We start from the raw sequence: 25,236 nt of genomic DNA, 5'->3' as shown, positions 1-25,236 counted from the left end.
GGGAAGTGAGAGCTGAACATGAAAAGTCACAATCCATATACAGATATCCTGATGGTGGAGTGATAAGGTTGGAATACAAAAAAAGAGGTAAAGGTTTAGGCTATGCAAAGCATCCGCGATACAGATTGTATTATAAAGGGAAAAGAAAAATGATTGGAAGCTCAAGCTTATTCACTATTCAAGATGCAATCCGTATTGGAAAAACAAAGAAATACGAAATTGATAATTCGATAGAATAATCTTTTGATAAGAAAGCAGATTGAACGGAGGGGAACCGTATCATATGAATCAACCTTCTAGATATGTAAATGAAAAGGAAATACGGCCTTTCGTGATAGAAGAGTTACGAGATTACCGTGTGCTGAAAGTGAAATTTAAAAATATTCAAGAACGAACGGAATTTGGAGTGGAATTAATGTTTCCAGAACTTAGAAAGAGTACACAGGATGAAATAAGGTACAGACAATTAAAAAGGGCGTTTGAAGAAGCGCTTGATGAAGACGAGCAAAGGGTGCTGGAAGCGAAATATATGAGTGGTAAAGAGTTGAATAATGATTACCTGGCAACAATCTTAGGTATGAAACCAGGTAAATTTTATCGGAAAAGAAAAACGGGAATTATTAACTTCGCAAAGGCATTAAACATGATTTAAAACTGCATATGGAAGTTTTAGGGTACCATTCAGGGCAGTATTTTGGGCAGTGAATTGGGTACCTTTTTACATTGGAATCAACGGTACGATATTCCTACAGTTAATTGTTCTTTGAAAAGAGCATAATGTGGGGATAACGTATCTATGCGCTCATAACCAATGATCATAGCCCCTTTATCAAAACGTTACCGGAGAACGGGCATGGGCGGTAAGAATCCGCAAAAAGGACGGAAAGACCAATTACATTTATATATTCAGCCGCGGTGCATTTGTATCGTGGCTTAGTTATTTTATAAAGAAAAAAGCCCAATACGGGGCTAGATACTTTTCTTCATGCCACATTTACGGCATTCTCTTAAATAGATGAAATTTTTAACGGAACTTTTGAATGCGGTATTTCCGCAATTATCACAGCGACCGCTGATTTTGTCAGGATGTTCTGTGTATGTGTATATCTTGCTTAAATCGTACTTTTGTTCAGGTTGTTTATTCTCCATTCGTTTCACCTACATATCAATCTGAATTAAGACAGCTTAAATATAATAACACGAAGCATTCACATAATGGATGTTTTTATTTTACAAAGCGATTAGCATAAGGAGTGAACTCATAGAAGTATAAAAATTTGAACGCGAGGTGGCAGGTGAGATGTAGATGGCGAGACAGCGTAGTCCAGACCGTGATAAAGCATTCGAAATATACAAAGCAAGTAATGGTGAGAAGCCACTTGTTGAGATCGCGAGGGAATTAAACTTAAAGCCATCTCAAATAAGAAAGTGGAAATCACAAGACAAATGGGATGAACAATTAAAAGGTAACGTTACTATTGCGAAAAGGAGCGTTACTAATGTTAAAAATCCCAAGACAAAAGCCAAGTTGAAAAAGATGCTAGATGATGAAGAGCTGAATGAACAAGAACGGCTCTTTTGTTTGTATTACGTAAAGTATTTTAACGGTACGCAAGCTGCATTGAAAGCTGGCTATGCCAAGAGTAGCGCACATGTTACGAGTAGTCGGTTACTTAGAAGAGAACGTGTAGCATCGTACATTCGAGAGATCAAAGGTGAAATGGTCGAGAATGTTTTTGTTGAAGCGATGGACGTATTGAATGAATACATTAAGATTGCTTTTGCTGATATTACGAATTACGTAACCTTTGGCCAAAGAGAAGTAGAAGTTATGGGCCCGTTTGGACCTGTAAAAGATGAAGACGGAAAACCAGTCATGAGAACCATTAATTACGTTGATTTTAATGAATCGGACATGGTTGATGGCTCTATCATCGCCGAAGTGAAAAAGGGCAAAGAGGGCGTATCTATCAAGCTTGCTGACAAGATGAGAGCACTTGATAAATTGGCGATGTACTTCGATTTAGTGCCTGATAACTTCAAACGAAAAATTGAAGAAGAACGTCATCGTATGCAAAAAGAAATGTATGATGCTCAGATAAAGAAAGCTAATGCTGAAACTGAAGCGTTAACTGGTAAAGGAAAGAATGAGCCAATCGAGATTAAAATCACCAGAAAGAGTGAGCGATCATGATTGTTGAAAAAGAAGTGAATCCACGTTTTGAAGACTTTCTGTTTGATTGGAATCATAAAAATTACTTTCTTGTTGGCGGTTACGGTTCATCAAAAAGCTATCATGTTGCACTGAAAATCGTTTTAAAGCTATTGGAAGAGAAGCGCAAATGTCTTGTAATACGTGAAGTATACGAGACAATTAAAGAGAGCTGCTTTGCTCTTTTGGTAGATATCATTGAAGATTTAGGACTTTCCGATACAATCAGAGTCACTGAATCACCAATGAAAATCAAATTCCCAAACGGAAGTACAATCATTTTCCGTGGTATGGACAAACCCGCGAAATTAAAGTCTGTTCATAATGTATCAATGGTTTGGCTGGAAGAAGCATCAGAAATCAAGTATGAGGGCTTTAAAGAAGTAAAGAAACGTATGCGTCATCCATCATTAAAACTACACATGATTCTCTCAACAAATCCTGTTAGCATCGATAATTGGGTTTATTTGCATTTCTTTAAAGATGAAGTGAATGAGCGAACGGTATTAGATGATGAGGAACTATACGAGAAGCATACAGTTGTTGTGAAAGATACGTATTACCACCACAGTACAGCGGATGATAATTTATTCTTGCCACAATCGTACATCGATGAATTGGATGAAACAAAAGAGTATGATCCGGACCTGCACCGTGTTGCAAGATACGGAAAGTTTGGTGTCAACGGTGTCAAGGTATTACCGCAGTTCGAAATGATGGAAGCTGAAAAGATGGATGAAATCATTAAGAACCAGCGCAAATTGATGCTACGAGTTGGAATGGACTTCGGTTTTGAAACATCATTTAACGCGGTGGTACGTATGGCAATTGACCATGAGAAGAAGTATCTCTACTTGTATTGGGAGTATTACAAGAATAAGCAGACTGATCCGCAAACTGCAAAAGATTTAATTGAATTTAAAGAGTCAGGTGAACACATTAAAGCAGATAGTGCAGAGCCGAAAACCATCGCTTACTTTAGACAAAAAGGATTTGAAATGAGTGGAGCCAAGAAGTTCCAAGGCTCACGATTAGCGAATACCAAGAAAGTAAAGCGATTCAAGAAAATAATCTGCTCCACTGCTTGCCCAAATATAAGGCGAGAACTCAAAAATTTAACATACAAAAAAGATAGCAACGGAAATATCATCTTGGATGAATTTAATATAGATCCACATACTTTTTCAGCTATCTGGTATGGCTTAGATGGATATGAAGTATCCGACTTGAAAGAGCTGAGTCATGCGAGTGCATTTGAACGTGTATTCTAGGAGGTGCGCTATGTTTGAACGCTTAAAAGAGTGGTTCCGCACCCTTTTTAAACGAAAAGGAGGTGTGAGTGTGAAGGAGAATTATACAGAAAAGCTCAAGCAGAAGGATTGGGAATTGCTGAATGAGATATTAAAAGAGCACGATAAACTTTTACTGGATGTAGAGAAAAGACAGAAGGTATTTGATGGTGACTTTGATATTTTAGAAAGAAAACCAAAACGGACAGACGATCCGAATCATCGAATTGTGGTCAATTACTCCAAGCTTATTTGTGGTATGCCAGCTTCTTATATGCTAGGGAAACCAGTAAGTTACGATGTACCTGATACAGTCATTGAAAAAGGCGCGAGCAAAGAACTGGTTGAACAATTTAGGGACGAATTAAAGTATGTGCTAGAAGAAAATGATGACCATGCAGTTGATTATTTAAATACGAAACGCGGATTGATTGCAGGTGCTGCGACAGTCCTTTTTTATTTTGATGAAATGGGTGAGGTTAAGTATAAATCGTATCCAATTAATGAATGCTTCCCGGTGTTTGATTATAAGGGCGACATGCTTGCTGTTATTCATCGTTATAAAACAAAGGTTGGCGATGAGGAAATTGAGCATGTAGAAGTATATGATGATGCAACCGTAACGTATTTAATCAATGAGAATGGCACGTTTAAATTAAATGGAGATTACCAAATCAATCCAATGCCACATTCAATCCCGATTGTACCTGCTGCGTATTTTCAAAATGGAGAATTCGCGAAACCGAGAGGTGGGATGGTGCAGTATGGTCCAAGTAATTTATCGGATGATATCATTTCACAACTTGAGGAATTAGCAAGGTTGATTTCGGACAACTCAAATCGATTAGATGTATTTTGCGACCCGTATTTACTGTTTAAAGGGGTTAAAGTTGACCCGGAAGAAGGAATTAAAATGCGTAAAGCCCGTGCAATTAGTATAAAAGGAGAACCGGGAGAACAAGCCGATGCTTCCTATCTAATCGCTGATATGAAGAACGAACCGATTGAATGGCAAGCAAAAACCATTATCGATTCTATTTTTGAAACTTCACAACTACCTAAAATTTATAGGCAAGAAGCATTAGGGAATTTAACTGGTGTAGCAATTGAGCAGCTATACGCTCCACTTGATTTACAAGTGAATGAGAAGGAAATATACCTGCTACGATACATCAGACGAAAATTTATGATTATTACTTTAATGCTCAATGCACAGAAATTAATTGAGAGTGGTCATAAGAACCCTGCAGAAGTGTTAAAAGAAACATTGAATCCACGAAATGAAAATGATGATTTATACAGTTACAAGTGGATCTGGTGGGAAATCCATCGTAATAAACCGCAAAATGTGAAAGAAATTATTGAGATGCTTAACAAATTAGAAGGTCGGTTGTCACAATTTACTCTACTTCAGCAGAATCCACTTGTTGAGGATGTTCAAGAAGAACAAAAACGATTGGATAAAGAAGCAGCAGAAAGTAAAACCGTTGACTTAAAAAATATTGATGGTCATATCGCAAACCGTGATAAACGTATGCAGAAGAGCGATAAAACGGACGATGAGCTATGAATCATGAAGAATTAAAAAAGCTGCAGGAAATGGCAATAGAACAGCAGAGAAAGCTCATTCGTTTTAAGGATGAGCGTATTCGTGTGCTGCTTGAAGTGTATGCAGAGTTTCTGCAAGACATAAATAAAGAGCTTTCTTATTTATATACACGTACAAGCTTAGGCTCACCAGAAGATAAATGGGATTGGGACGAAATCAGAAGAGGAAAAGATTTAGAAGCAATCCTAAGGCAGATGGAAATGAGTATTGATCGTATAAACGAAGAAGCAACAGGCATAATTACCAACTCTATAAAAACTGTAGGTGTTGTTGATTATGCATTTGCTTCTTATATTGCTGCTGCTCATATACAAGGATACATTATTGTTCCGCCGGTCATACCAGAACGTGCTATTAAGATATTGGTAGAGAAGGATTGGGGGCACGGCCACTTCTCAGATAACTTGTGGGGGCGAACAGAAAACTTTAAAGAGCATTTGCGTACAACATTAGTAAATTCTATGCAACGTGGTGAGAGTTTCCGTACGACTACAGTTAAGTTACAGAAGCGAATCGGTCAAGAAGCGTATAAGAGTGAGAGACTAGTACGTTCTGAAATTATTACAGCTAGTAATGAAGCGAAGAAAGAATACATGACTGATTTTGATAAGCGTAGTGAAGAAATGGGCATGGATTTACTCAAAGCTATGAAGGTACTTGAAACACTAGATAACAGAGTGTGTAAGGCATGTAGCGCGATGGATGGTAGAGAGTTTTCTGTAGAAGAAGCGAAAAGCGTTCCAGCTACAGGTCATCCGAATTGCAGAAGAACATTTGTAGCAGTAATAAGAGGGTTTAATAATGCAAACCGTCAACGTGCTGCAAGAAGTATGAGTACTGGTAAAACGTACCGTACTGATGCCAAGAGCTTTGAAGAATATGCAAAAGAACAAAATCTAGATTCTGCTGCTAGTTATAGTAAGCAGTACAAGAAACAGGAGAGTGAAGAATAGTGAAATTGCATGAAAAAGTAAAACCAACATTTAGATTACGTTTAGGAAACTTCCAATATTTTTCGGACCCGAATCCGCCAGCTGATCCACCACAAGACCCACCACCAACAGATCCGCCGAATGATCCACCTGTGACATATACGCAGGAGCAACTGGATACGCAGCTTACTGATGCTAAGAAAGCAGCAGAAACGCAAGCAAAAGCGGATTTATATAAGAAATTGGGTGTAGAGTCATTTAAAGATTTACAAGATAGATTAGGTGCTGCAAAAACGAAAGAAGAAGCAGATGCAGTATTACGTACTTCAAACGAAACTCTTACTTCAGAAAACAATAGTTTGAAGACAGAACTTGCATTTGTAAAAGCTGCTACATCTTATAAACCGCATGATGCAGATATTCTTTTTGCTACAGTAAAGCCGTTATTACAAGCTGATCCAGATAGTGGCGAGATTACGAATATGAAAGAAGTACTCGAACAAGTGAAAACAGATAAACCATTCTTATTTATGAGCGAGGAAGCAGCGCCAGGCGGTCAAGGAGGTGGTGGACAACAAAGACCAGGAAGCACTGCACCAGGGGGTGGAAATCCACCTGCATCGAAAACAGACTACGATAAAGGTGCAGAATTAGCGAAGAGACGTAGTCAAAAAAATTAAGGAGTGAAGCAAATTGAATCTATATCCTCGAAGTGAAACGATTGTAGCAGGAAAAGAAATTTTACGTGATATTGTTGGTGCTAAAAAGATTACAGTTACATTAGACCATACTGCTTTTACACCAGGTGTTGTTCCTGCTGGTACATCATTAATTTTTGATGCAACATCAAAGAAAACGCGTCCTTTTGATAAAACAACGGATGCAGAAGCTACAGGACAAGTTTCTCTATTGTTACGTGATATCCGTATTGGAGAGAACGATGTGCAAGGAGTAGGACTTGTTGGTGGTTATGTGAATGAAGCGAAATGCCCTGCAATTACTGCAGAGTTTAAAGCAAAAGCAAAAATGCTTGATATTCGATAAGGAGAGTGAAACTGAATGGGAACATTTTTACAATTAGATGAATTTAAACGAGAAACATTAATTGGTTATGTTGAAGCATTAGAAATTCCATTTACATCAACAACATTAAAATTTTTACCACGTGACAAACAAATTTTCTCGTTAGATTTCGGAATGGATATCTTCGAAAAACATAACGTAGTAGCAGCAAACTTAAATGAATTTGGCACTCCTGCTCCATTGCGTGATAAACAAGGACTAGCACGAGTATTTGGTGAAGTTGCTAAAATGAACCATAAATACCGCTTTGACGAAAGAGATGCATTAACAATTATGAATCCTCGTCATGATAAAGAGCGTCAACAAATAATTGATAAAGCCTTTGATCATATCGACAATCTTAAAATGGGTGTTGAAGAAACAGAAGAGTACCTACGTACATCCATTTTGTACAAAGGTAAAATTGATTACAATATTGATGGATTTACAATTGAACTACCATTTAATGTTCCAAAAGCAGTGAAAGTATCAACAAAATGGAGCGACCATGAAAATTCTAATCCAGTTAAGGATTTAATCGATATGATGGAGAAATTCAAAAAGGCGAATGCTGGACGTTTACCACAAGAACTCCATATGTCCTATACTTCTTACTTTGATATGTTGCAGTCTAAGGCGATTGTCGCTCAAATTAAAGGAATTGCAGGTGGTGTAGTAACACCGGATGAATTAGCAGTATACCTAAAAAACTGGAAAATCCCACCGATTGTAATGAATGATTTAGAAATCACGTTTGAAAATGGAAAGACAGAACGTTACTTACCTGAAAATCGTATTGTCTTCTTAGGTATTGATGGTAAGAAGTCGCTTGGTTCTACTGTAGAAGGTCCTACGAAAGCGAAAAAAGGACAACCAGGCGTTTACGTGAAAACATGGGAAGAAGATAATACAGGTGATGAATTCGTTGAAATCGGTAAAGCTGCATTCCCTGAGTTAAATTATCCTTCAGGCGTAATGCAAATCGATGTGTGATGAAGAGCTTAATTGCAGCAGATGAAGCGAAAAGCTTGTTTGCTGAACTAAATAATGTGAGTGACTTGGAAGCCGCATTGTTACGAGCTTCTATTTTTGTGCGCTCAAAAGTGAAGAAAATAGATGAGCAAGTCCCTGATGATATCAAACTTGCTGTCTGTTATCTTGTGAAAGACGAGAAAGAACCGCAGCAGGTGAAAAGTATTGAGCGTTCTGATTACAAAGAAACATTCGCTGACAAAGGTACATCCTATCGTGACCTTGCAATGGTTCTACTTGAGCCATACATGCAAACAGGGAACGAATCAGGGGTGTTTTTCTTTTGAGTAGATATGAATCGATACTATTTCACCGCATGACTGTTTCTCGTGTTGTTTCTGATGAGAGCGAGTACGACAGTAAGCAAGACTTAAAAGAAGTCGCTACTGATCTTCCCTGTGCTCTCGTAAAGAAAAATCAAAGCAAAGTGAATGAAGTATTAGGTAGAGTCGAAATTGACAATGTAGTCTTCATTCACACGCTTTACCCTGATGTAAAAGCAGGAGACACAATTGAGGTATACGACCCAAAGACAAAATATGTTTTAGGTCGTTATATCGCTTCTCATCCATATCCAGTATTTGATCGAGAAGGCATTCATCATTTTGAGATTGACCTGAAAGGTGAGGTAACAGTATGAGTGGTGGTATGGAAGGTGGATTTGTTCTTGAGGGGTTCGATGAATGGATGCACCAAATGAAAAGCGTAATTCAAAGTAGGTTACCTAAAATGCTCGAATTGTGGGCCGAAGCACTTGCTCTACAATTAATGTCAATGGTGGCAGAGAAAACGCCAGTTGACCAAGGGGCGCTACGAAATTCATTTCTTTCTGCTGGTGCAGGTGTAAATGGTGATGGTTCTGTTTTCTTGAAAGTTGGTATGGGAGAAGGAGTTGAAATAATTGTTGGTTCAAACTTATTCTATGCTGAGTATGTAGAAGCAGGGCATCGTACAAGACATAGTGGAATGAGCCGAGAAACCGCTAAACAAGCAGGGAAATGGGTAGAAGGTGCTCATATGTTAGAAGACTCTTGGCATGAATTCGAGCCAGAAGCATTGCGATGGCTTGAGGATAGAGTGGGAGAGGTTATGAATGAACTTGGTTTCGTGTGATTTAACTAGTGTACTAAAATTCATTCAAGATACCACTGGAGTAAAAGGATATACAACAAGAAGGAGGCAGGAAGCAACGCCTCCTTTTTTCTATCTGCAAACACCAGTAGGTAAACCGTACCAAGACTCAGTTGGGTTTCACAGATATCGTCCGCTGATCCACGGTACATTGTTCCTGGATAAAGATACACCAGAAACACAAGCGCTGCAATTTCAAGCGAAGTTGCAAGATGCACTTATACGATGTCGATATGATATACCGCTAGTTGATGAAAAGTACAAACCAACAAACGCTCGTTTAGAAGATGTTGAGTTTGAAATGCAAGAAACTGATGTTGATGTATGGACGTTTAGCGTAAAAGGAGAACGATTCGTTGAGCTTGTTGAGCATCATGAAATCCTGCGTAAAGTTCATAACAATGTCAGGTTAATAGAAAAGAAATGAGGTGGCTGGAATGGCAAGTAAAGAAGTGGAAGTAAAACAAACTGCTTCAGCTGTTCGTTATCCAGTAGCAGAAGTAATTGAACAATCGGATACATTGTTTGGTGTTCCTAGTTATACCGCAGCAGCTGCTCTACAAGGTATCGATGAAATAGATTTAGAGACTGCGGAAAAGAAAGTAAAAGCATTATTAAAGAGAGAGGTGAAGTAGTACCATGCCAAAAGCATTTAAAGAAGGTAGAAATGAAATCGAATCAGGTGTTTACTCCTTTACTGAGCTTGTTGTCAAAGGTGCAGTTAATAAAAATGCACGTGGCGTCCTGATTATGCCAATTAAGGCTGATTGGGGTAAAGAAAATACAGTAGTAGATTTAGATTCTTTAGAAGAAGCTAAGGCGAATTTCGTTGGCCAAACTGCTCATTTGTTAGAACTTGCTTTTAAAGCACCTATTCAAAAATTAAAAGCAGTACGCCTTGCTACAAAAGATGCTAAGAAAGCTTCCTTGGATCTGCAAGCGATTAAAATTGAAGCTCTTTACACAGGAGCACGTGGAAATAACTTTAAAGTAACAATTCGCCCAAAAATCGGTGATGAAACTGCTAAACAATTGATTCTAGTAGAAAACAATATAGAGCTTGAGAGAATTACGTTCACTGCAATTGATGAGTTAGTATCGAAAACGAAAGATAGCTTGTATATAACTGTTACAAAGGTAGATGGGTTGAAAACAATTGAAGATATTAACAATGTCCCTCTTACTGGTGGAGTAAGTGGTGAAGCAGTAAAAGTAGAAGATTACGTTAATTTCTTCGCTCTAGCAAAAGATGAGGATTTCAATGGAATCTGTCTTGATGGTGTACAAGATAAAGCAGTGAAAACAATGCTGACTCAATTTGTACAATCAAGCCGTATTACTGGAAAGTTAATTGTAGGTAATACAGGTGGAGAAGAAGCAAAAGAAATTGATTATTATGCTGTTACAAATAACATTCAAAAGGCAAGTATTTATGACAAACAGTACACGGCTGAAGAAGTAGCAGTATATGCAGCAGCTGCTTTAATTTCATGCCCACTGAATGAGAGTATGACGCAAAAAGAGACACCTTTCACTTCAGTAGAAAAATTATCTGTAACTGAAACGAAACGTAGATTGTCAGAGGGTAATTTACTATTCTTCCAAGAAGGCAACACAGTTCGCTTTAATACCGCAGTTAATACCATGACGACAATTAGAAATATGGATGAGGCAGTTGGTATTTCGAAAGAAGCAGATGAACGCGCCGCAATCCGTACACTACAAAAGGTAAAAGTAGTAGCAGCGATTGATTATATTACAAGTGCAGAAGAAAAAGTGTTTAATCGCTTTATGTCAAAAGCGAATACACAACCGCGTAGAATTGCAGCTGCACAAGCGATTAAAGATGAATTATTAGAACCATTGGCAGTACAGGAAGTAATCGAATTAGGTTCATTCAACTGCTACGAAGATCCACGTCATACAGAAAATCAAGGCAAGGTAGTTTACAAGGATGAAGCGTTCTTCATTACTGAATACCTTGTCATTGATGCGATTGAAAAAGTATACAACAAAAATAAGGTGTCCTAAGGAGGTCTGCTAAATGTCAATGTACGATAACAGTTTACCTACTGTAAATCCTCGTAATATCGTTCGTGGTAAATACGGAGCGGTTTATGACGATTTAGGAGAGCAGTGGGCAGAAGTAACAGAGTTTGAAGGTAAAATTAAATTTGATAAAAAGAAAATTGAACGTGCAAATGCATTTTTAGACGGTAACCGTATTATGGGTGGTTCTGCTACTGGGAAAATGAAAATGTATCATACTGCTAAGGCAAAAGAATTAGCGATGCGTATTCTAAAGAATCCTGATCAGACATTTACCCTTGTAGGGGATTACCACGATCCAGATGAAAATGCAGAAAGTGCAAACATGAAAGTTGCTTTTAAAGGCGTTAGCTTTGATGAGGTAACTTTATTAGGATTTAAAGTAAAAGATTTAGTTGATGATGATTTTCCGTTTACATTTGATGACTATGAAATTCTTAGCTAAAGAGAGGGACACCCTCTCTTTTTCTTATTCACATAAAATAACGTGTTAAAAACACTAGGAGGAATACTTATTATGACAGAATTACAGAAAAAACAATTTGCAAGCTTAGAAGATTTATTTGGAGTAGATACAAATGATCGTGTGCGTGGAGAAATCAAAGTTCAAACTATTGATGGGAAGTATTTTGTACTACCAATGAAATCTATCGACGCAGAAGAAGAACAAAAAATCCGCAAGTCTTCTACAAAGACTATTCCTCAAGGTAAAGGGAAACCAGCTTTAGAAAAAATGGATGAATCTAAATATAACTCTCTTATGATCGCAGCTGCTACTGATGAAACTAGAACAAATATTAACTGGAAATCACCTGAATTAGCAAAAAAAGTCGGATCACCTGTGCCAAACCCTGAATTTATCGTACCTAAATTCTTGTCACTAGGTGGAATTGTAAAAGCAACACAATACATTGTTGAATTATCTGGTTTAGGTCAAGATTCAATGGAAGATGAGATTGATGCGGTAAAAAACTAATTAAAACCGACCCAATGGCTTCATGGGCCCACAGGCTTTTTCAAACAAAAAATATTGATCCAGAAGACTTTTTTCTTATGAAACGTGAGAAGAAAGTCTTTTTTATTGCGTCCTGTTTGTATCAAGACGAAATAGATGAAAAAGCTGCCGAGGCCCAAGAATGAAGGGCGGTGACTTATGGGTGAAAGACAAGTAACAGGTAAGATTAGTTTAGTAGATGCGATGTCCGCTCCATTACGTCAAATGACGCAGCACATGGAACAAACGTCACGAGCAGCAAGGGAATTAGATAACGCATTACGGTTTCAAGGAACAAATGTTGTACCATTGCATCAGGCAACACAAAGTACATCTCAGTTAGATCATAACGTTGTACAGTTAACAAACCATTTACACCAATCAGCGCAGGGTACCACGCAGTTTGGTAATAATCTGCATCATCTTAATACTGATTTAAGTCAGTCTACACAGCGAGTAAATCAACTTGAACATGAAATGCAGCAATTACGTCAAGAGTTCCAACAATCCGCACAGCAAGTAAATCAGTTAGAACAACACTTGCAAACGATGGAAAGGGACTTACAGCAGTCGTCGCAACGAATTAATCATTTGGAGACTCAGGTTGAACAATTGACCAGGGAAATGCAGCAAGCGACCCAGCAGATTAACCAAATGAACTCAGCGCTAAATCAAAATGCTACAAGTGCACAACATGCAGGTAATAGTATGGCTGCATTACGTGATAGATTTGGTGGAGTGAGCGAGAGACAAGCTACAATGCTCAATGGATTAGATCGAGCCAGCGGTGCTTTATTTTCTACAGGTGCAGCTGCTTCAATTGCTGGTGGAGCTATTGCGGTTGGGCTAGGTTCAGCAGTAAATACCGCCGCCGATTTTGAGCAACAAATGGCTAAAGTAGGCGCAATTTCTGGTGCGACAGGAAATCAGATAGGCAGTTTGACAGAAACCGCTAAAGAATTAGGCGCATCGACTACCAAATCAGCTAGTGAAGTTGCGGTAGGTATGCAAAACCTAGCCGCTTCAGGCTTCGAGGTGAACGATATAATCGGTGCGATGCCTGGTATTATCGCTGCTTCCGAAGCCTCACAGGAAGATATGGCAATGACATCTGAAACAGTCGCTGCAGCTTTAAATGCATTTGGTATGGAAGCGAAAGAGTCCTCTCATATAGCGGATGTACTTTCTCAATCTGCCAACCAATCAGCAGCTGGTATTTTGGACATGCAATACAGCTTCAAATATGCTGCACCAGTTGCGAAAATGCTTGGTATATCGCTAGAAGAATTATCTGCAGCTACTGGTATTATGGCTAAACAAAATTGGTCGGTTACTGAGAAATCAGTGGCATAAAACAGTGAGAGAATTCGGTGGAAATCTAAGGGTAATAATGGTATATGAGGTATAATAGAATCATCAATTTTAGAAAGAGGATTTCTATTATGCGGAGAATATCTGATGAAGAATTTATTGATCGTGTGAAAACTGTTCAAGGTGATTCGTTTGAAATAATAGGGAAATACGTGAATAGAAGAACAAAAATAGAAGTGAAACATAAGTGTGGATTCGTTTATTATACTCTTCCTGAAACATTAACGAACGGTTACGGTTGTCCTAAATGCTCTGGGAATTTAAAGAAGACAACAGCTTTCTTTAAAAAAGAAGTTTTTGAATTAGTTGGAAGTGAGTACGAGGTATTAGGTGATTACACTACAACTCACGGGAAAATTGAATTCAAACATAATATTTGTGGTCAAATTTTTCCTATGATGGCTAAGGCATTTGTTATCCAAAACCAAAGATGTCCGAATTGTAAGAAAGAGTTATTAAGTAAAAAATTCAAAAAAACAAATGTAGATTTTAAGAAAGAAGTTTTTGACATTGTTGGTGACGAATATGAATCCTTAGAAGTGTATCAGGGAAAAGGTGAGAAAATTAAATTCATTCATCATAAATGTGGAAATGAATTTAAAATGAGACCAAATCAGTTCTTATCTCATAATTGTCGATGCCCTTTTTGTTATCACTCAAAAGGTGAAGATACAATTTTTAAATACCTTAAAGAAAAAGGACTCAAATTTAAAACGCAATTCAAGATAAAAGAGTGTAAGAATAAACGGCCACTTCCTTTTGATTTTGCTATTTTTAATGTTGATAGTAACGAAATCATTTGTTTAATAGAATTTGATGGAAGACAACATTTCGAACCGGTTTTCGGATTAGAAACATTTAAAAAAACTAAAATGAATGATTCTATCAAAAATCAATTTTGTAAAAACAAAGGGATTTCATTAATACGTATACCTTATACAGTTAATAGTATCGAACACGAATTAGATAAATTATTCAGCCATTATGCCTAAGATAATACCGAGCCGAGCCTATGTGGAAACGCTAGGAAGGTGTAGAGACTAGATAAAGTATCCTACGTAAAAACACTCTGATTGAGTGTTTTTTTATATGGAAAAATATCCACGAGAACTCACCACCTTAACGTATTAAGACGAAGGTGAAGATATAGTCCGAACTTGCGGGAAACCGTAAGAAGTGATGGATAAAGAGCCGTCATGTTAACAATTTGGATTCTGGTATCAAAGGTGAACAAGCAGGTACATCATTACGTGCTTCTTTACTACGTTTGTCTGATCCGCCTAAATCTGCTAGGACCGCACTTGCTGATTTAGGTATTACCATTCAAGACTCGTCAGGTAAAATGCTTCCTTTTCATGATATTATCGGTCAGGTCGGTAACGCGACAAAGGATATGGGGAATGCTCAAAAAGCAGCTGCGTTATCTTCTATTTTCGGTACAGAAGCAGTATCAGGAATGCTTGCGGTAGTTGAAGCAGGTCCAGATAAATTACAAAAGCTTACGAAAGGCTTACAAGATTCTGGTGGAGCGGCCGCGGATACAGCGAAGAAAATGCAAGATAACTTAAACGGATCGCTTAACCAGTTATCCGGTTCTTTTGAAACGCTGCAAATTTCAATGGGGAATGCGCTGATACCAGTAATCCGAGTAATTGCTGATGGATTAGGCATGTTAATTGATGCGTTTAATGCTTTACCAGGACCTGTACAAACAGTCTTAACAGTAATACTTGCTCTTACAGGGGTGTTTCTCTTATTAGCAGGTCCAGTACTTTTAATACTTGGTTTCTTGCCGGGAATAATTGAAGGATTTGCACTTTTAGCTGGTGCAATGGGAATGACTTCTGGAGCATTGTTAGGGGTAATGGGAACTGCTTTAAGTATAATTGGAGTAGTCGCCGCTATAGGTATTGGAATCGCTTTTCTATGGTCGCAATGCGAAACCTTTAGGAATATAGTTTACGCTGCGTTTGATGGCGTGAAGGCTGCATTTGACTCCTTATTGGCGAAGGTCAACCAAATAAAAGGAGTATTAACAACAGCTTGGTCAGGAATTAAGGCAATCTTTTCTGGTAACGAAGGTAAGGGAGTCTCTATTCTAACTAGTTTAGGAATGGGTCCTGAAGCCATGAGACCACTTGTTACAATGACAACTGGTGTGAGAAATGCTGTAAATCAAATTAAACAACAAATTTCTACCTTAGGAAGCTTCTTTAAGGGAATGGGTGCGTTGTTTAGTGGAAATACCGGAAAAGGTGTATCTATACTAAGTTCCATCGGGTTATCCCCACAGACGATCCGTAGTGCTATTACAATTATAAACGGGGTAAAAGGAGCAATAACTCAAGGTATGGCCGGAATCATGTCGACGGTACGTAATATTGGTTCTGGTATGACTCGTTTTTGGTCACAACATGGCCAACAAATAGTGCGTTATGCATCGGCAGCCTACAACGGACTGAAAACAGTCGTAGGTACGGTACTAAATGGAGTCGGTTCCGTTGTTCGTAGTGTACTAACCGGAGTAGCTAGTTTTTGGAACGCTCACGGCACACAAATAATGCAGTATGCGTCCATGGCGTGGCGCGGAATTTGGACGACAATTTCCACAATTCTCAGCGTAATAGGTTCGATAATAAGAACGGTGCTATCAGCATTAGCTCAATTTTGGAGTGCTCATGGTTCGCAAATTATGTCGATTGTAAGTACGGCATTTTCTACAATAAGTGCGATTGTAGGAAATGTTCTATCATTTATGTCCGGACTTTTCCAAGCGGTAATGCCGATTGTGTCTGGCGTAACTGAAATTGCGTTCGATTTAATAAAAGCGGCAGTTAAAATTGGTGGTAGCGTAATTGAGGGCGTTGTTAAAGTTGTATCAAATCTATTCAATGGAGAATGGAAAGCTGCATTTGATGCTGCTTGTCAAATAGCCGTTGATATATGGAATATCATTGTAGATACGTTTAAAGGGATCGACTTATTCCAAATTGGTAAAGACATCATCAATGGTTTGATTGATGGTATTTCCTCTATGGCTTCAGCTGCTTGGGATGCAGTAGGCAACATTGCAGGTGGTATTAAAGATGCTGTAACTGGATTCTTTGATATACACAGTCCATCTCGTTTAATGATCGAGCTTGGTGGATTTATCACCGAGGGTCTTGGACTTGGTATGGAAAAAAACACAGATATGGCTGTTAATTCAGCGGTAAATGTTTCTGAAAAGACACATGCACCGTTTGCTATGGCTGCTAAAAATGAAGAGCAGAACGTTCCATTTGCTACAGAAGTAAAAGGAACTTCTTATAAGTCAAATACAAATCAAACAACAAATGCGAGCAGTACAAAAAAAGAGTTCCATATTCATATTTCTGGCGGTACTGCTAAAGACATGAATGAAAATGAAGATACATTTACAGAAGTTGCGGAGAAGGTAATAAATTATCTAGCTGATAAACTAGATGATGCATCTACAGGAAAAACAAAAGTTAATTTAGGAGTGATGGAGTCATGATATTTCTCCTTACAAAATGGGCAAAATACACCTTTCCCCACACTCCTAAAGGGGTCGGGCCAAAAGGTGGCGACGCCAAAATAGAAGAAGTAAACACATTGGGACAAGGAGTTGTTCCTTTTTTTGATGGGAAGGAACTGGAGGAGGTTACATTTACCTCCTTTTTTTCTTTTAATAAAATTTCTGGCGAAGAAGCAAGACAAGATCCACTTTCATCAGTTCGTTTCCTTTCTGGTTTAAAAGATTCCGGGGAAGTCGTGCTATTAAACATTCCGGATATCAATTATAAGAGGGAAATGATAGTGAAGAACTTTGAATACTGGAAAGATGCACCTGGTTATATCGAATTTAATATCACTTTTAAAGAGTATCGTGAAATTAAACTTGGGTTTAAAGATGGGGCAGGAAACATTAGAAGACCACCTTCAAATGATTTAAACAAATACGCTTTAACCGATGGTAAAGTGACTGGTACGCATATGTTAGCAGTTCGTGATGCACCGTCACAAAGCAGTAAAATTATTGGGACATTGAAACAGGGAGCGAGTGTAACCTTCGCTAGAAACAGTAAGACACAATCCGGATGGATATACATTCAATCTGGAAATCTACATGGTTATGCTGCTGCAAATTACATTAGATAGGAGGAAGAATGATGTTAGAAGTTATTATTGGGAACATGGTAGTAACGGACGCTATCGTTCCTCCTATCAAATTAGATGATGATTATCAGTCAGGACCAGTAAAAGCGGAAATGACTTTGATTTATAAAAAAGAATTAGATGAAATTGACGGGAAACCAATACAAATAATCGTTAATGGAATCACTTGGTTTGCTGGAGTAGTGAGAGCGTACAAAAATGCAAAGAGTCGTAATATTGACGTTACTGCTTATGACCATCTTTTTAATTTAGTTAAGTCTAGTGATGAATTTGTATTTCAAAACCGTACAGCGAGCCAGATGATACGTTCTATATTGAGCAAATACAACTATCCAATTAAAGAATTAGTAGAAATTAATACGATATTCCCGCTTATGTACTTAGATAGTAATAGTGCTCAAAGTGTATTTGAAATGCTGATTGTTATTTTATATGAAAGTAAAAAGGTAACGGGTAAGAAGTATTGGATTCGATTTGAACCTGAGGGGCTGAGGGTATTCGAGTGGAAACCTGCAAAATTCATCCCAGTATTAGGTTCAGGATTAACAAACGTTGAAAAGACTGTATCTGGTGAGGAAGTAAAGAATAGAATCGCTGTTGTAAACAAAGAGAAAAACATATTTGTGTTTAGAGAAGATGGTGGATCTATTAGAAAATACGGCCCTCTTTCTACAATTGAGGACTTCAGTGGAGAAACAGAAGCAGCTGCAATTAGTTATGCAGATAGTTTGCTTAGAACAAGAACTTTACCGGAAGTTTCACGACAAATCGAACATGTACACAGCATAGAAGAACCGCGAATATGGTCGGGGGACTTTATTTATTTAGAGGACCCAACAAGTACTATTTTAGGTGGATACTATGTGAAAAAAGCTGCTTATCAAATCTATAAAAATAGAGTTGCTTTTAGTGCGGATATTGCTCATTCAGCTGCTTTACCAGATAAAGAGTATGTTCCACCGCAACAAAATGATGAAGGGTAGGTGAGAAGGTGGAAAAGCGAGGAATTGAACGTATTTTACACCATATGCAAGGACCAGATATAACGGATGATTCTTTTTCTTTAGGGAAAATCATCACAGCCGAACCGCACGTTACAATCCAAATACACGGATCCGATAAAGCTTTACCGAGTGCATTTTTTATTATGCCAAATGTGAAGTTTTCTAGAGGAGAAACAGTTTTAATACAACGTATATCTGGAGCAGGTGCTACGGATCGGCAATTTGTAGTAAAGCCACTCAATGAAATGGTATCGCTATGCCGTTATACTGGTTCGGAATATGTATCGATAACAGATGAAAAAGTACGCTATCCTGCTTCCAAAACATTTTGTCCATGGAATCTTAACCCTGGAACGAATGTGATGTTGCTTCCTAATCGCTTCCCTTCATCAAATTCTTTATGGGTGGTGATTAATACGTATGCAATTTCCTAAATTACCGCGAATTGAATGGGAACTCCCTGAAGTTAATAATTTTGAAAGCGAAGAGGTTGTCGGGTATATGACGCCTCTTTTTGATTTTTCAAAAGGTGAATTTGTTACGGATGCGAGTGGAGCAGTCGCTCTAGATGATGGGCAAAGAGGAATAGCAAACCTTATCGAGAAAATTCATCGCGCCCCAAGAGGTGCCTATCGAGTCTATACAGACGATTACGGCTCTGAGGTACGTAACGTATTACTAGATAGTGAACTTGGTGAAAAGGGGCGTATTTTACGGGTAAAAGAAGCAATAAGAGATTCCTTGATTTATGACGAGAGAATTATAGATGTAAGTGAAATAGAAATTACAAAAGGCGAAAAAGATGCTTATATAGCTTCCTATACCGTCTATACAATATACGGTGACGTTCCGGTAAGAAGGGAAGTGAAAGTATGACAGCTCCTGCGTGGTGGAATGAAACGGAACAAGAAATTTTTAATCGTGCATTAAATCAAGTAGATAAACGATGGGACAAGCGAGAAGGCGGCTTTATTTATGATGTTTTAAAGCCTTTATCAATTGTTCGTTCGGAACAGCGTGAAGAATTTAAGAAATGGTATCACACAAGGTTCGCTCAATATGCTACTGGTGATGATTTGGATGCAGTTGTAGAATCGAGGACCCCTTTAAAACGCTATCCTGCTAAAAAAGCAAAGGGGAAAGTCACTGTTTCAGGGAATGAGGGCACAAAGCTAGCTAAAGGCTCTGTGTATGTTGCGGTTCGATATGACTTAGATAATAAGATTATCGAATATACACAATTAGCAGATGCGGTTATTGGCCCGAATGGTAATACAATAGTTGAAATTGAAGCTGTAATTCCTGGTTTAATCGGAAATACTTCCGAAAACACAATTGAATTAATTGAAGCAGTATTTGGCGTCTCAAATGTTACGAATGTAGAGAAAATCACTGGTGGAGAAGAGAAAGAAAACGATGAGGATTTACGATCACGCTATTTTACATGGCTGCGTGAATCTTCTAACTCTGGAAATATCGGTGATTACATTCGCTGGTCACTTAGTGTGCCGGATGTAGGTGGTGTATTAGTTTTTCCTGTTGCAAAAGGCAAAGGTACGGTTCAATTATCCGTATGTAATACAAGCTTCTCTCCTGCTTCACCAGAATTGGTGAAAAAGGTACAGGATTATATTGCTCCTTCTAACGAAATGGGCGAAGGACAGGCACCGATTGGCGCTTCTGTATCTGTTGTTGCAGCTATCCCAGTAAAAGTGAATCTAGCTGTATATGTTTCTTCAAAACAAGAAGCAGAAGCTTTAAAGCAACAGTTAATTGAAGGTATAAATGAATACTTTAAATTTACCAATCGCCTGTATTGGCGTGAGAATGCTCGTAAACAATCCATATTAAAAGAGCCTTATCAAATTAGTTATTTAAAAGTAGGTTCTGTGGCAGTAGACGTAATGCAACTTATTCGAGTAAACAGGCTATTAATGAACGGTGAGCAGAAAGATGTCACCATTCAATCTGGTCAAATTGCAGTACTTGGAGATGTGATTTTCTATGAAGGAACGTGATGCATTAGTAGAAGCGTTTCTCAATGATTCCATGAAGGAGTACCGAGATTCGGATTTATTTGTGAATCTCATGCAGATTAGTGCGGAAACTGCCATTGAAGAAAATCAGGAATTTGAAGATGTACGTTTGCAGTTTGATATCGATACAGCTACTTGGTCCATTGACGATTGGGAATTTGAATTTGGTATACAGATTGATAGTAGAAAACCGTTAGAACAACGAAAATCAGTTGTGAAAAGTAAAATGCGAAGTACTGGTTCCACAAGGCTAATGCTGATTAAGAAAGTAGCAGAGTCATTTGAGTATGGCGAAGTGGATGTAAAGCAAGATATACCAAATTACACTGTCACAATTACATTTGCGAGTAAATTTGGTATTCCGCCTAATATTGATGACATCCAATTAGCTTTAAGAGAAATCATTCCTGCTCATTTAGATGTGAAATTTGTATTCACATATCTAACATGGGATGAACTTGAAAGCTACAAGTATACGTGGGATCAATTAGATGCTCTTAAACTAACTTGGGATCAACTAGAAACGTATAGAAAGGTGTGAGAATGTGCCTAGCTTAACAAATCGGTTAAAACTTGCATTGCCACTTGGCAATGAATATGTAAATAGAGCAGCTTTAAATAAAATATTTGAAGACATCGATAGATTGGTAATGCTGCAGTGTGATTTTGATACAGCGAAAAAAGAAATTGATGACAACTTAGCAAAAAAGGTTGCTAAATCAGGCGACACCATGACAGGTAATCTTACCTTAGACGGCTCTGCAGGGGAGAGAGCTTTGTCCTTTAAAGTAGGTACAGGAGCAAGTGACTTAATCGCTATGAGAAACGTACTAGCTACGAACACGTTCTCTTTAAGAGATTACCGTTTAGGAATGGATATATGGTCTTGGAAGGATAATGTCTTTACTTTACATGCTCAAAATACAAACCTCCTAAAGAAAACAGGAGATAATATGAGTGGATCGTTAACGATGAATAGCAACATTAACATGAATTTCCCGGCAGCGACAAAAGCACGTTCTATAAGATGGCAACAAGATAACGCGGACTATATATCAATGGGTACGAACAACGCGGGCGAATTCGTGGTATACGATCAAGCGAACGCAAAAAGTATTTTTGTTTACTACCCAACAACCAATACATTCAATCTCAACGCGGGTATTACGAATTTAGTTAAATCAACAGGAGATACCATAACAGGTCTTATAACTACTACAGATAATATCAGGTTTAAAGCAGGTGGAGAACGAAACATAACTTGGAGAGACGGAAACGATACAGAGTATGTTAAGCTATACGCCAACAGTGGCGGTAATCGTCTAGGGTTATGGTCTACAAAGAACAACAAAGCCGTTTGGGAATACCATGGAGATAATGACATCTTTAATGTCACTGCTGATACGAATCTCCTAAAGAAAACAGGGGACACCATGTCAGCAGATTTAAACTTTGATGTATCTTCATCTACAAAAGCACTCAAATCTACAAAAGACGGTGTTAGACAAATAGGATTCTACTTTGACCCTAATGGTGATGTAGGGTTGTATAACTGGGCAGATACCAAGGGAGTATATAAATACTTCAGAGATAGAAACACTTTAGAAATTTTATGCGAGACAAACGTGTTAAAGAAATCAGGAGACACTGCTACAGGAGAAATGACTTTCAGACACAATATTCAGCAGCAATCTTCTGATGGCAAGAATGGTATAGTTTCTGTAATAAATTTAAGTCAAACAAAATGGGCAGTCGGACCACGGGTAGATGGGGCAGTTGATTGGTCTAAAGAGCTGTCTATGTCCTTAGTGACTGGTGAAGTGAGTGTAGCAGGTTTAAAAGTAAAAGGCGAGAGAGCTTTAACTATAAGTGATGCAGAAGAAAAAACTCCATCTCGAAGTGGAAAAGATGAGAATGGTATTTTCACAACTTACGAGGAAACGCAAGAAGACGGAAAGCTTTGGAAACGTTCTGTTCTATCTAGTCCTGATGCAGATGGAAATTACCTTGTTCGTACCGTTACTTATTATAAAGATGGAGTAGCATACAAAACAAAAATATTTGATTTAAAATACGATGAAGACGGTGATTTTGTAAAGGCGGTGCCACGATGAGTTTCTTAGAAGAACATGGTATTGGTGGGGCAAACCTTGGATTGGTACGAGCAGTAAAAGTATTTGTCCAAAACACTGAGCCAACAACAAAAGATAAAGGTACAGTATGGATTAAGTCTGCTACACCAGCGACCAAAACTGTATTCCGAGAATATGGATTGGAGCCACCAAAAGTGGAGGGAACGTTGTGGATCAGTCTTTACGATATTGACATTAAATTCATGTTAGAACGAGCGCTTAAAGTGTTCTCAAACAAAAAAGAAATTAACATCGAGTATTCAAGAGAGAATTTCATTAGTTCAATGGATTCTAGCAAAATCAATGTCTTAAAAAACAAGTTTATGCAAGTCTACTCGTTGCTTGGTACATCCCGTATTTACAAAAACGGGAAATGGGAATGGTTAATCGGCCAATATTGGGATGGTGTAAGTTGGCGAAGCTTTAGCAATTTAGAGCTTAGCGTATACATTGGAACAACCGATAAAATGGTTAAAAAGATTGCACCAGATACAGGGAAAGAAGTTTGGTCTGTCAATAACCATATTGGTGCTGTTAACGATGTAGTAGTTGATAAAAATGGATATATCTACAGCGCTTCTGGAGCACCGAACGTAGCGGCCACTATAGGTGAAATTAAAAAGATATCCCCTACAGGACAAGTAATATGGTCTAAAAGTTACAGTAGGAGTATTCAACGATTAGCAGTAGATAAAGATGGATACATTTATGCATTTAATGATATTAGGCAGTTATTGAGGTTTACTCCTGATGGAGAAAGAATTTGGGAAATTAACCAAACGGATTTCTTGGAGGATATCATTGTAGACGTAACCGGAAATGTATATATCAGTTATTCTTCTGGTGGTAGTCAAATCAAAAAGGTTTCCCCTGGCGGAAAAGATATTTGGAATTACTCTTTTGCTTCAAATAAAGCCCCCAATCTATCTATAGATAGTCAAGGGTTTATTTATACATTTATGAATACAGCCGGTAATCAAATAGCTACATTTAAAAAGATTGATCCAAATGGTAAAGAGGTAGCTACAGCTGCTACCAATGTAGTAGCGATTTTACGCACTACTCTTGATCAATATAAAAATTTATATGCACTTCATACCGATGGAGCGGGTTTATCTAGTCAGCTCGTCAAAATGGGGACAGATTTAAAAGTTACTTGGTCTGTACCAGGTGATATAAAAGATATTACTGTTGATAAAACAGGAAATGTCTTTGCAGCTTTCAAAGATTCAATTAAGAAAATTTCATCTGCTGGACAAATCGTGTGGACTTACCCGATTACAGTTGATTCTGTAAAAACATTAGTTGTAGATCAAAGTCCGTATGGAGCATTCCCGTTTTTATGGGAGTAAGGAGTGAAGTGAATGCAAGCATTTATTGCAAATGAAAAAGGGCTAGTTGTAAGTAGGCATCTAATGCCATTAGATGAATTAAACGGATTCGCAAAAAACGCACAAGATGCCATTAAACAAGGTTGGATTTTATATAATGGCGAAATACCAAGTGACAAAATCGAAGGGAATCGAATCGGCCGTGTTTACTACAATAAGCAGGAGAATTCTTTTTATTACGAGTGGGAAGTTATCCAAGTGGATGATTCTAACGCAGACGCATTAATAGTACTTAAAAAACAACAGGAATTAATGCAACAAGCATTAGATGAAATTATTATTAACAGCCCAGATAAGGAAGAATTGAAGGCGTTAAATGAGCAACAAGTGTTGATGCAAAAGGCTTTAGATGAATTAATCATTGCAAGCATTTAATAAAAAGGAGCGGATGTAGAATGGCTGAATACATGGCGCAAAGAGTGATTGACGAAGTGTTTACGTATACATTTATTATCGTAAAGATGAAGACTTACAAAGATAGAATCGATAAATACCTAACCGACAATGGAAGAGCAGATTTAATTACGGATAGCGCACAATAGTGGGCTTTTTTATTTTGAAAAAAAGGAGCTGAACTAATGCAAGAAATTCAAGAGTTAAAGCAAGAGATCCAACAAATTAAATTAGACCAGAAAGATATGCAGCGTGATATTCGTAATCTAGAAACACGTACTACAGTCAATGAGAAGGACATTGTAAATATAAATAAGCTTCTTGATAAAATCAGCGCCAATACCACTTGGATTCTGCGAATTATTATAGGGGCAATTGTAGCTGGTTTATTGGGATTACTAATGAAGGGTGGCATGTAAT

32 protein-coding genes are annotated in these 25,236 nt (G+C 37.9%); 31 read left to right on the top strand and 1 reads right to left on the bottom strand.

What is annotated here, in order from left to right:
* Window positions 1–5: 5 nt before the first annotated feature.
* Both BAQ46_RS17770 and BAQ46_RS17765 read left to right on the top strand, forming a co-directional pair.
* Complete coding sequence (locus BAQ46_RS17770; RefSeq protein ID WP_071742296.1) at window positions 6–239, top strand: hypothetical protein; 234 nt, start codon at window positions 6–8, stop codon at window positions 237–239.
* A gap of 44 nt (window positions 240–283) precedes the next feature.
* On the top strand, window positions 284–652 hold the full coding sequence (locus BAQ46_RS17765) for an ArpU family phage packaging/lysis transcriptional regulator (protein WP_071742294.1): 369 nt from the start codon (window positions 284–286) through the stop codon (window positions 650–652).
* A 317-nt stretch (window positions 653–969) separates the two neighbouring features.
* Here the strand turns inward: BAQ46_RS17765 and BAQ46_RS31100 are convergent, their stop codons facing one another.
* Window positions 970–1,149 (bottom strand): DUF8096 family protein, encoded by a 180-nt coding sequence (locus tag BAQ46_RS31100; protein ID WP_071742293.1) that lies wholly within the window; start codon window positions 1,147–1,149, stop codon window positions 970–972.
* Between the two features lie 157 nt (window positions 1,150–1,306).
* Between BAQ46_RS31100 and BAQ46_RS17755 the strand changes: the two genes are divergently transcribed.
* The 29 genes from BAQ46_RS17755 (at window position 1,307) to BAQ46_RS17620 (ending at window position 25,235) form a co-directional block, all read left to right on the top strand.
* On the top strand, window positions 1,307–2,194 hold the full coding sequence (locus BAQ46_RS17755; RefSeq protein ID WP_071742291.1) for a terminase small subunit: 888 nt from the start codon (window positions 1,307–1,309) through the stop codon (window positions 2,192–2,194).
* Window positions 2,194–3,483, top strand: a complete 1,290-nt coding sequence (locus BAQ46_RS17750) for a PBSX family phage terminase large subunit (RefSeq protein ID WP_084638355.1) — start codon at window positions 2,194–2,196, stop codon at window positions 3,481–3,483. The genes BAQ46_RS17755 and BAQ46_RS17750 overlap by 1 nt, the downstream gene beginning before the upstream one ends.
* Before the next feature lie 10 nt (window positions 3,484–3,493).
* Window positions 3,494–5,071: a phage portal protein gene (locus BAQ46_RS17745; protein WP_071742287.1), complete on the top strand. Its 1,578-nt coding sequence runs from the start codon at window positions 3,494–3,496 to the stop codon at window positions 5,069–5,071.
* Entirely contained in the window at window positions 5,068–6,063 is a 996-nt protein-coding gene (locus BAQ46_RS17740; protein WP_071742286.1) for a minor capsid protein, read from the top strand. Before BAQ46_RS17745 ends, BAQ46_RS17740 begins: the two co-directional genes overlap by 4 nt.
* Window positions 6,063–6,722, top strand: a complete 660-nt coding sequence (locus BAQ46_RS17735) for a phage scaffolding protein (protein ID WP_071742285.1) — start codon at window positions 6,063–6,065, stop codon at window positions 6,720–6,722. The genes BAQ46_RS17740 and BAQ46_RS17735 overlap by 1 nt, the downstream gene beginning before the upstream one ends.
* A gap of 13 nt (window positions 6,723–6,735) precedes the next feature.
* The gene (locus BAQ46_RS17730; protein WP_071742283.1) at window positions 6,736–7,086 is read left to right on the top strand and encodes a hypothetical protein; all 351 of its coding nucleotides are present in this window, start codon (window positions 6,736–6,738) and stop codon (window positions 7,084–7,086) included.
* 15 nt (window positions 7,087–7,101) lie between these two features.
* A complete protein-coding gene (locus BAQ46_RS17725) occupies window positions 7,102–8,097 on the top strand; it encodes a major capsid protein (protein ID WP_071742281.1) in 996 nt (331 codons plus the stop codon).
* Complete coding sequence (locus BAQ46_RS17720) at window positions 8,097–8,423, top strand: hypothetical protein (RefSeq protein ID WP_071742280.1); 327 nt, start codon at window positions 8,097–8,099, stop codon at window positions 8,421–8,423. The genes BAQ46_RS17725 and BAQ46_RS17720 overlap by 1 nt, the downstream gene beginning before the upstream one ends.
* Entirely contained in the window at window positions 8,420–8,776 is a 357-nt protein-coding gene (locus BAQ46_RS17715) for a hypothetical protein (protein WP_071742278.1), read from the top strand. Before BAQ46_RS17720 ends, BAQ46_RS17715 begins: the two co-directional genes overlap by 4 nt.
* Window positions 8,773–9,249 carry an HK97 gp10 family phage protein gene (locus BAQ46_RS17710; protein ID WP_071742276.1) on the top strand — a complete coding sequence of 159 codons (477 nt, stop codon included), beginning with the start codon at window positions 8,773–8,775 and terminating at the stop codon, window positions 9,247–9,249. The genes BAQ46_RS17715 and BAQ46_RS17710 overlap by 4 nt, the downstream gene beginning before the upstream one ends.
* A complete protein-coding gene (locus BAQ46_RS17705) occupies window positions 9,230–9,694 on the top strand; it encodes a hypothetical protein (RefSeq protein ID WP_071742275.1) in 465 nt (154 codons plus the stop codon). The genes BAQ46_RS17710 and BAQ46_RS17705 overlap by 20 nt, the downstream gene beginning before the upstream one ends.
* Before the next feature lie 10 nt (window positions 9,695–9,704).
* Window positions 9,705–9,902, top strand: a complete 198-nt coding sequence (locus BAQ46_RS17700) for a YqzN/YkzM domain-containing protein (RefSeq protein ID WP_071742273.1) — start codon at window positions 9,705–9,707, stop codon at window positions 9,900–9,902.
* Between the two features lie 4 nt (window positions 9,903–9,906).
* The gene (locus BAQ46_RS17695; protein ID WP_071742270.1) at window positions 9,907–11,298 is read left to right on the top strand and encodes a phage tail sheath N-terminal beta-sandwich domain-containing protein; all 1,392 of its coding nucleotides are present in this window, start codon (window positions 9,907–9,909) and stop codon (window positions 11,296–11,298) included.
* A 13-nt stretch (window positions 11,299–11,311) separates the two neighbouring features.
* Window positions 11,312–11,761: a phage tail tube protein gene (locus BAQ46_RS17690; RefSeq protein WP_071742268.1), complete on the top strand. Its 450-nt coding sequence runs from the start codon at window positions 11,312–11,314 to the stop codon at window positions 11,759–11,761.
* A gap of 72 nt (window positions 11,762–11,833) precedes the next feature.
* The gene (locus BAQ46_RS17685) at window positions 11,834–12,292 is read left to right on the top strand and encodes a phage tail assembly chaperone (protein WP_071742266.1); all 459 of its coding nucleotides are present in this window, start codon (window positions 11,834–11,836) and stop codon (window positions 12,290–12,292) included.
* Window positions 12,293–12,469: 177 nt separating this feature from the next.
* The gene (locus BAQ46_RS17680) at window positions 12,470–13,663 is read left to right on the top strand and encodes a phage tail tape measure protein (RefSeq protein WP_071742265.1); all 1,194 of its coding nucleotides are present in this window, start codon (window positions 12,470–12,472) and stop codon (window positions 13,661–13,663) included.
* Window positions 13,664–13,752: 89 nt separating this feature from the next.
* Window positions 13,753–14,673 (top strand): DUF2726 domain-containing protein, encoded by a 921-nt coding sequence (locus tag BAQ46_RS17675; protein WP_071742264.1) that lies wholly within the window; start codon window positions 13,753–13,755, stop codon window positions 14,671–14,673.
* Between the two features lie 215 nt (window positions 14,674–14,888).
* Window positions 14,889–17,198 carry a phage tail tape measure protein gene (locus BAQ46_RS17670; protein WP_071742263.1) on the top strand — a complete coding sequence of 770 codons (2,310 nt, stop codon included), beginning with the start codon at window positions 14,889–14,891 and terminating at the stop codon, window positions 17,196–17,198.
* Window positions 17,195–17,842 (top strand): SH3 domain-containing protein, encoded by a 648-nt coding sequence (locus tag BAQ46_RS17665; RefSeq protein WP_071742262.1) that lies wholly within the window; start codon window positions 17,195–17,197, stop codon window positions 17,840–17,842. Before BAQ46_RS17670 ends, BAQ46_RS17665 begins: the two co-directional genes overlap by 4 nt.
* A gap of 11 nt (window positions 17,843–17,853) precedes the next feature.
* Window positions 17,854–18,843, top strand: coding sequence for an XkdQ/YqbQ family protein (locus BAQ46_RS17660; RefSeq protein WP_071742261.1), 990 nt, complete (start codon window positions 17,854–17,856; stop codon window positions 18,841–18,843).
* A gap of 8 nt (window positions 18,844–18,851) precedes the next feature.
* Complete coding sequence (locus BAQ46_RS17655) at window positions 18,852–19,298, top strand: hypothetical protein (protein WP_071742260.1); 447 nt, start codon at window positions 18,852–18,854, stop codon at window positions 19,296–19,298.
* Window positions 19,285–19,740 carry a DUF2634 domain-containing protein gene (locus tag BAQ46_RS17650; protein WP_071742259.1) on the top strand — a complete coding sequence of 152 codons (456 nt, stop codon included), beginning with the start codon at window positions 19,285–19,287 and terminating at the stop codon, window positions 19,738–19,740. Before BAQ46_RS17655 ends, BAQ46_RS17650 begins: the two co-directional genes overlap by 14 nt.
* On the top strand, window positions 19,737–20,882 hold the full coding sequence (locus tag BAQ46_RS17645) for a baseplate J/gp47 family protein (RefSeq protein WP_071742258.1): 1,146 nt from the start codon (window positions 19,737–19,739) through the stop codon (window positions 20,880–20,882). The genes BAQ46_RS17650 and BAQ46_RS17645 overlap by 4 nt, the downstream gene beginning before the upstream one ends.
* Window positions 20,869–21,441: a putative phage tail protein gene (locus BAQ46_RS17640; protein WP_071742257.1), complete on the top strand. Its 573-nt coding sequence runs from the start codon at window positions 20,869–20,871 to the stop codon at window positions 21,439–21,441. The genes BAQ46_RS17645 and BAQ46_RS17640 overlap by 14 nt, the downstream gene beginning before the upstream one ends.
* 4 nt (window positions 21,442–21,445) lie before the next feature.
* On the top strand, window positions 21,446–23,014 hold the full coding sequence (locus tag BAQ46_RS17635) for a hypothetical protein (RefSeq protein WP_071742256.1): 1,569 nt from the start codon (window positions 21,446–21,448) through the stop codon (window positions 23,012–23,014).
* The gene (locus tag BAQ46_RS17630; protein WP_071742255.1) at window positions 23,011–24,384 is read left to right on the top strand and encodes an NHL repeat-containing protein; all 1,374 of its coding nucleotides are present in this window, start codon (window positions 23,011–23,013) and stop codon (window positions 24,382–24,384) included. Before BAQ46_RS17635 ends, BAQ46_RS17630 begins: the two co-directional genes overlap by 4 nt.
* A 12-nt stretch (window positions 24,385–24,396) precedes the next feature.
* Window positions 24,397–24,798, top strand: a complete 402-nt coding sequence (locus BAQ46_RS17625) for a hypothetical protein (protein WP_071742254.1) — start codon at window positions 24,397–24,399, stop codon at window positions 24,796–24,798.
* A gap of 20 nt (window positions 24,799–24,818) precedes the next feature.
* On the top strand, window positions 24,819–24,965 hold the full coding sequence (locus BAQ46_RS30730; RefSeq protein WP_169823866.1) for a hypothetical protein: 147 nt from the start codon (window positions 24,819–24,821) through the stop codon (window positions 24,963–24,965).
* Between the two features lie 36 nt (window positions 24,966–25,001).
* Window positions 25,002–25,235: a hemolysin XhlA family protein gene (locus tag BAQ46_RS17620; protein ID WP_071742253.1), complete on the top strand. Its 234-nt coding sequence runs from the start codon at window positions 25,002–25,004 to the stop codon at window positions 25,233–25,235.
* The last annotated feature ends 1 nt before the right edge of the window (window position 25,236 follow it).

It is taken from the genome of Bacillus paranthracis (assembly GCF_001883995.1).
GTDB classification, from domain to species: domain Bacteria; phylum Bacillota; class Bacilli; order Bacillales; family Bacillaceae_G; genus Bacillus_A; species Bacillus_A paranthracis.
The sequence above is the reverse complement of the archived record's forward strand: the minus strand, read 5'-3'. Positions and strand labels throughout refer to the sequence as shown.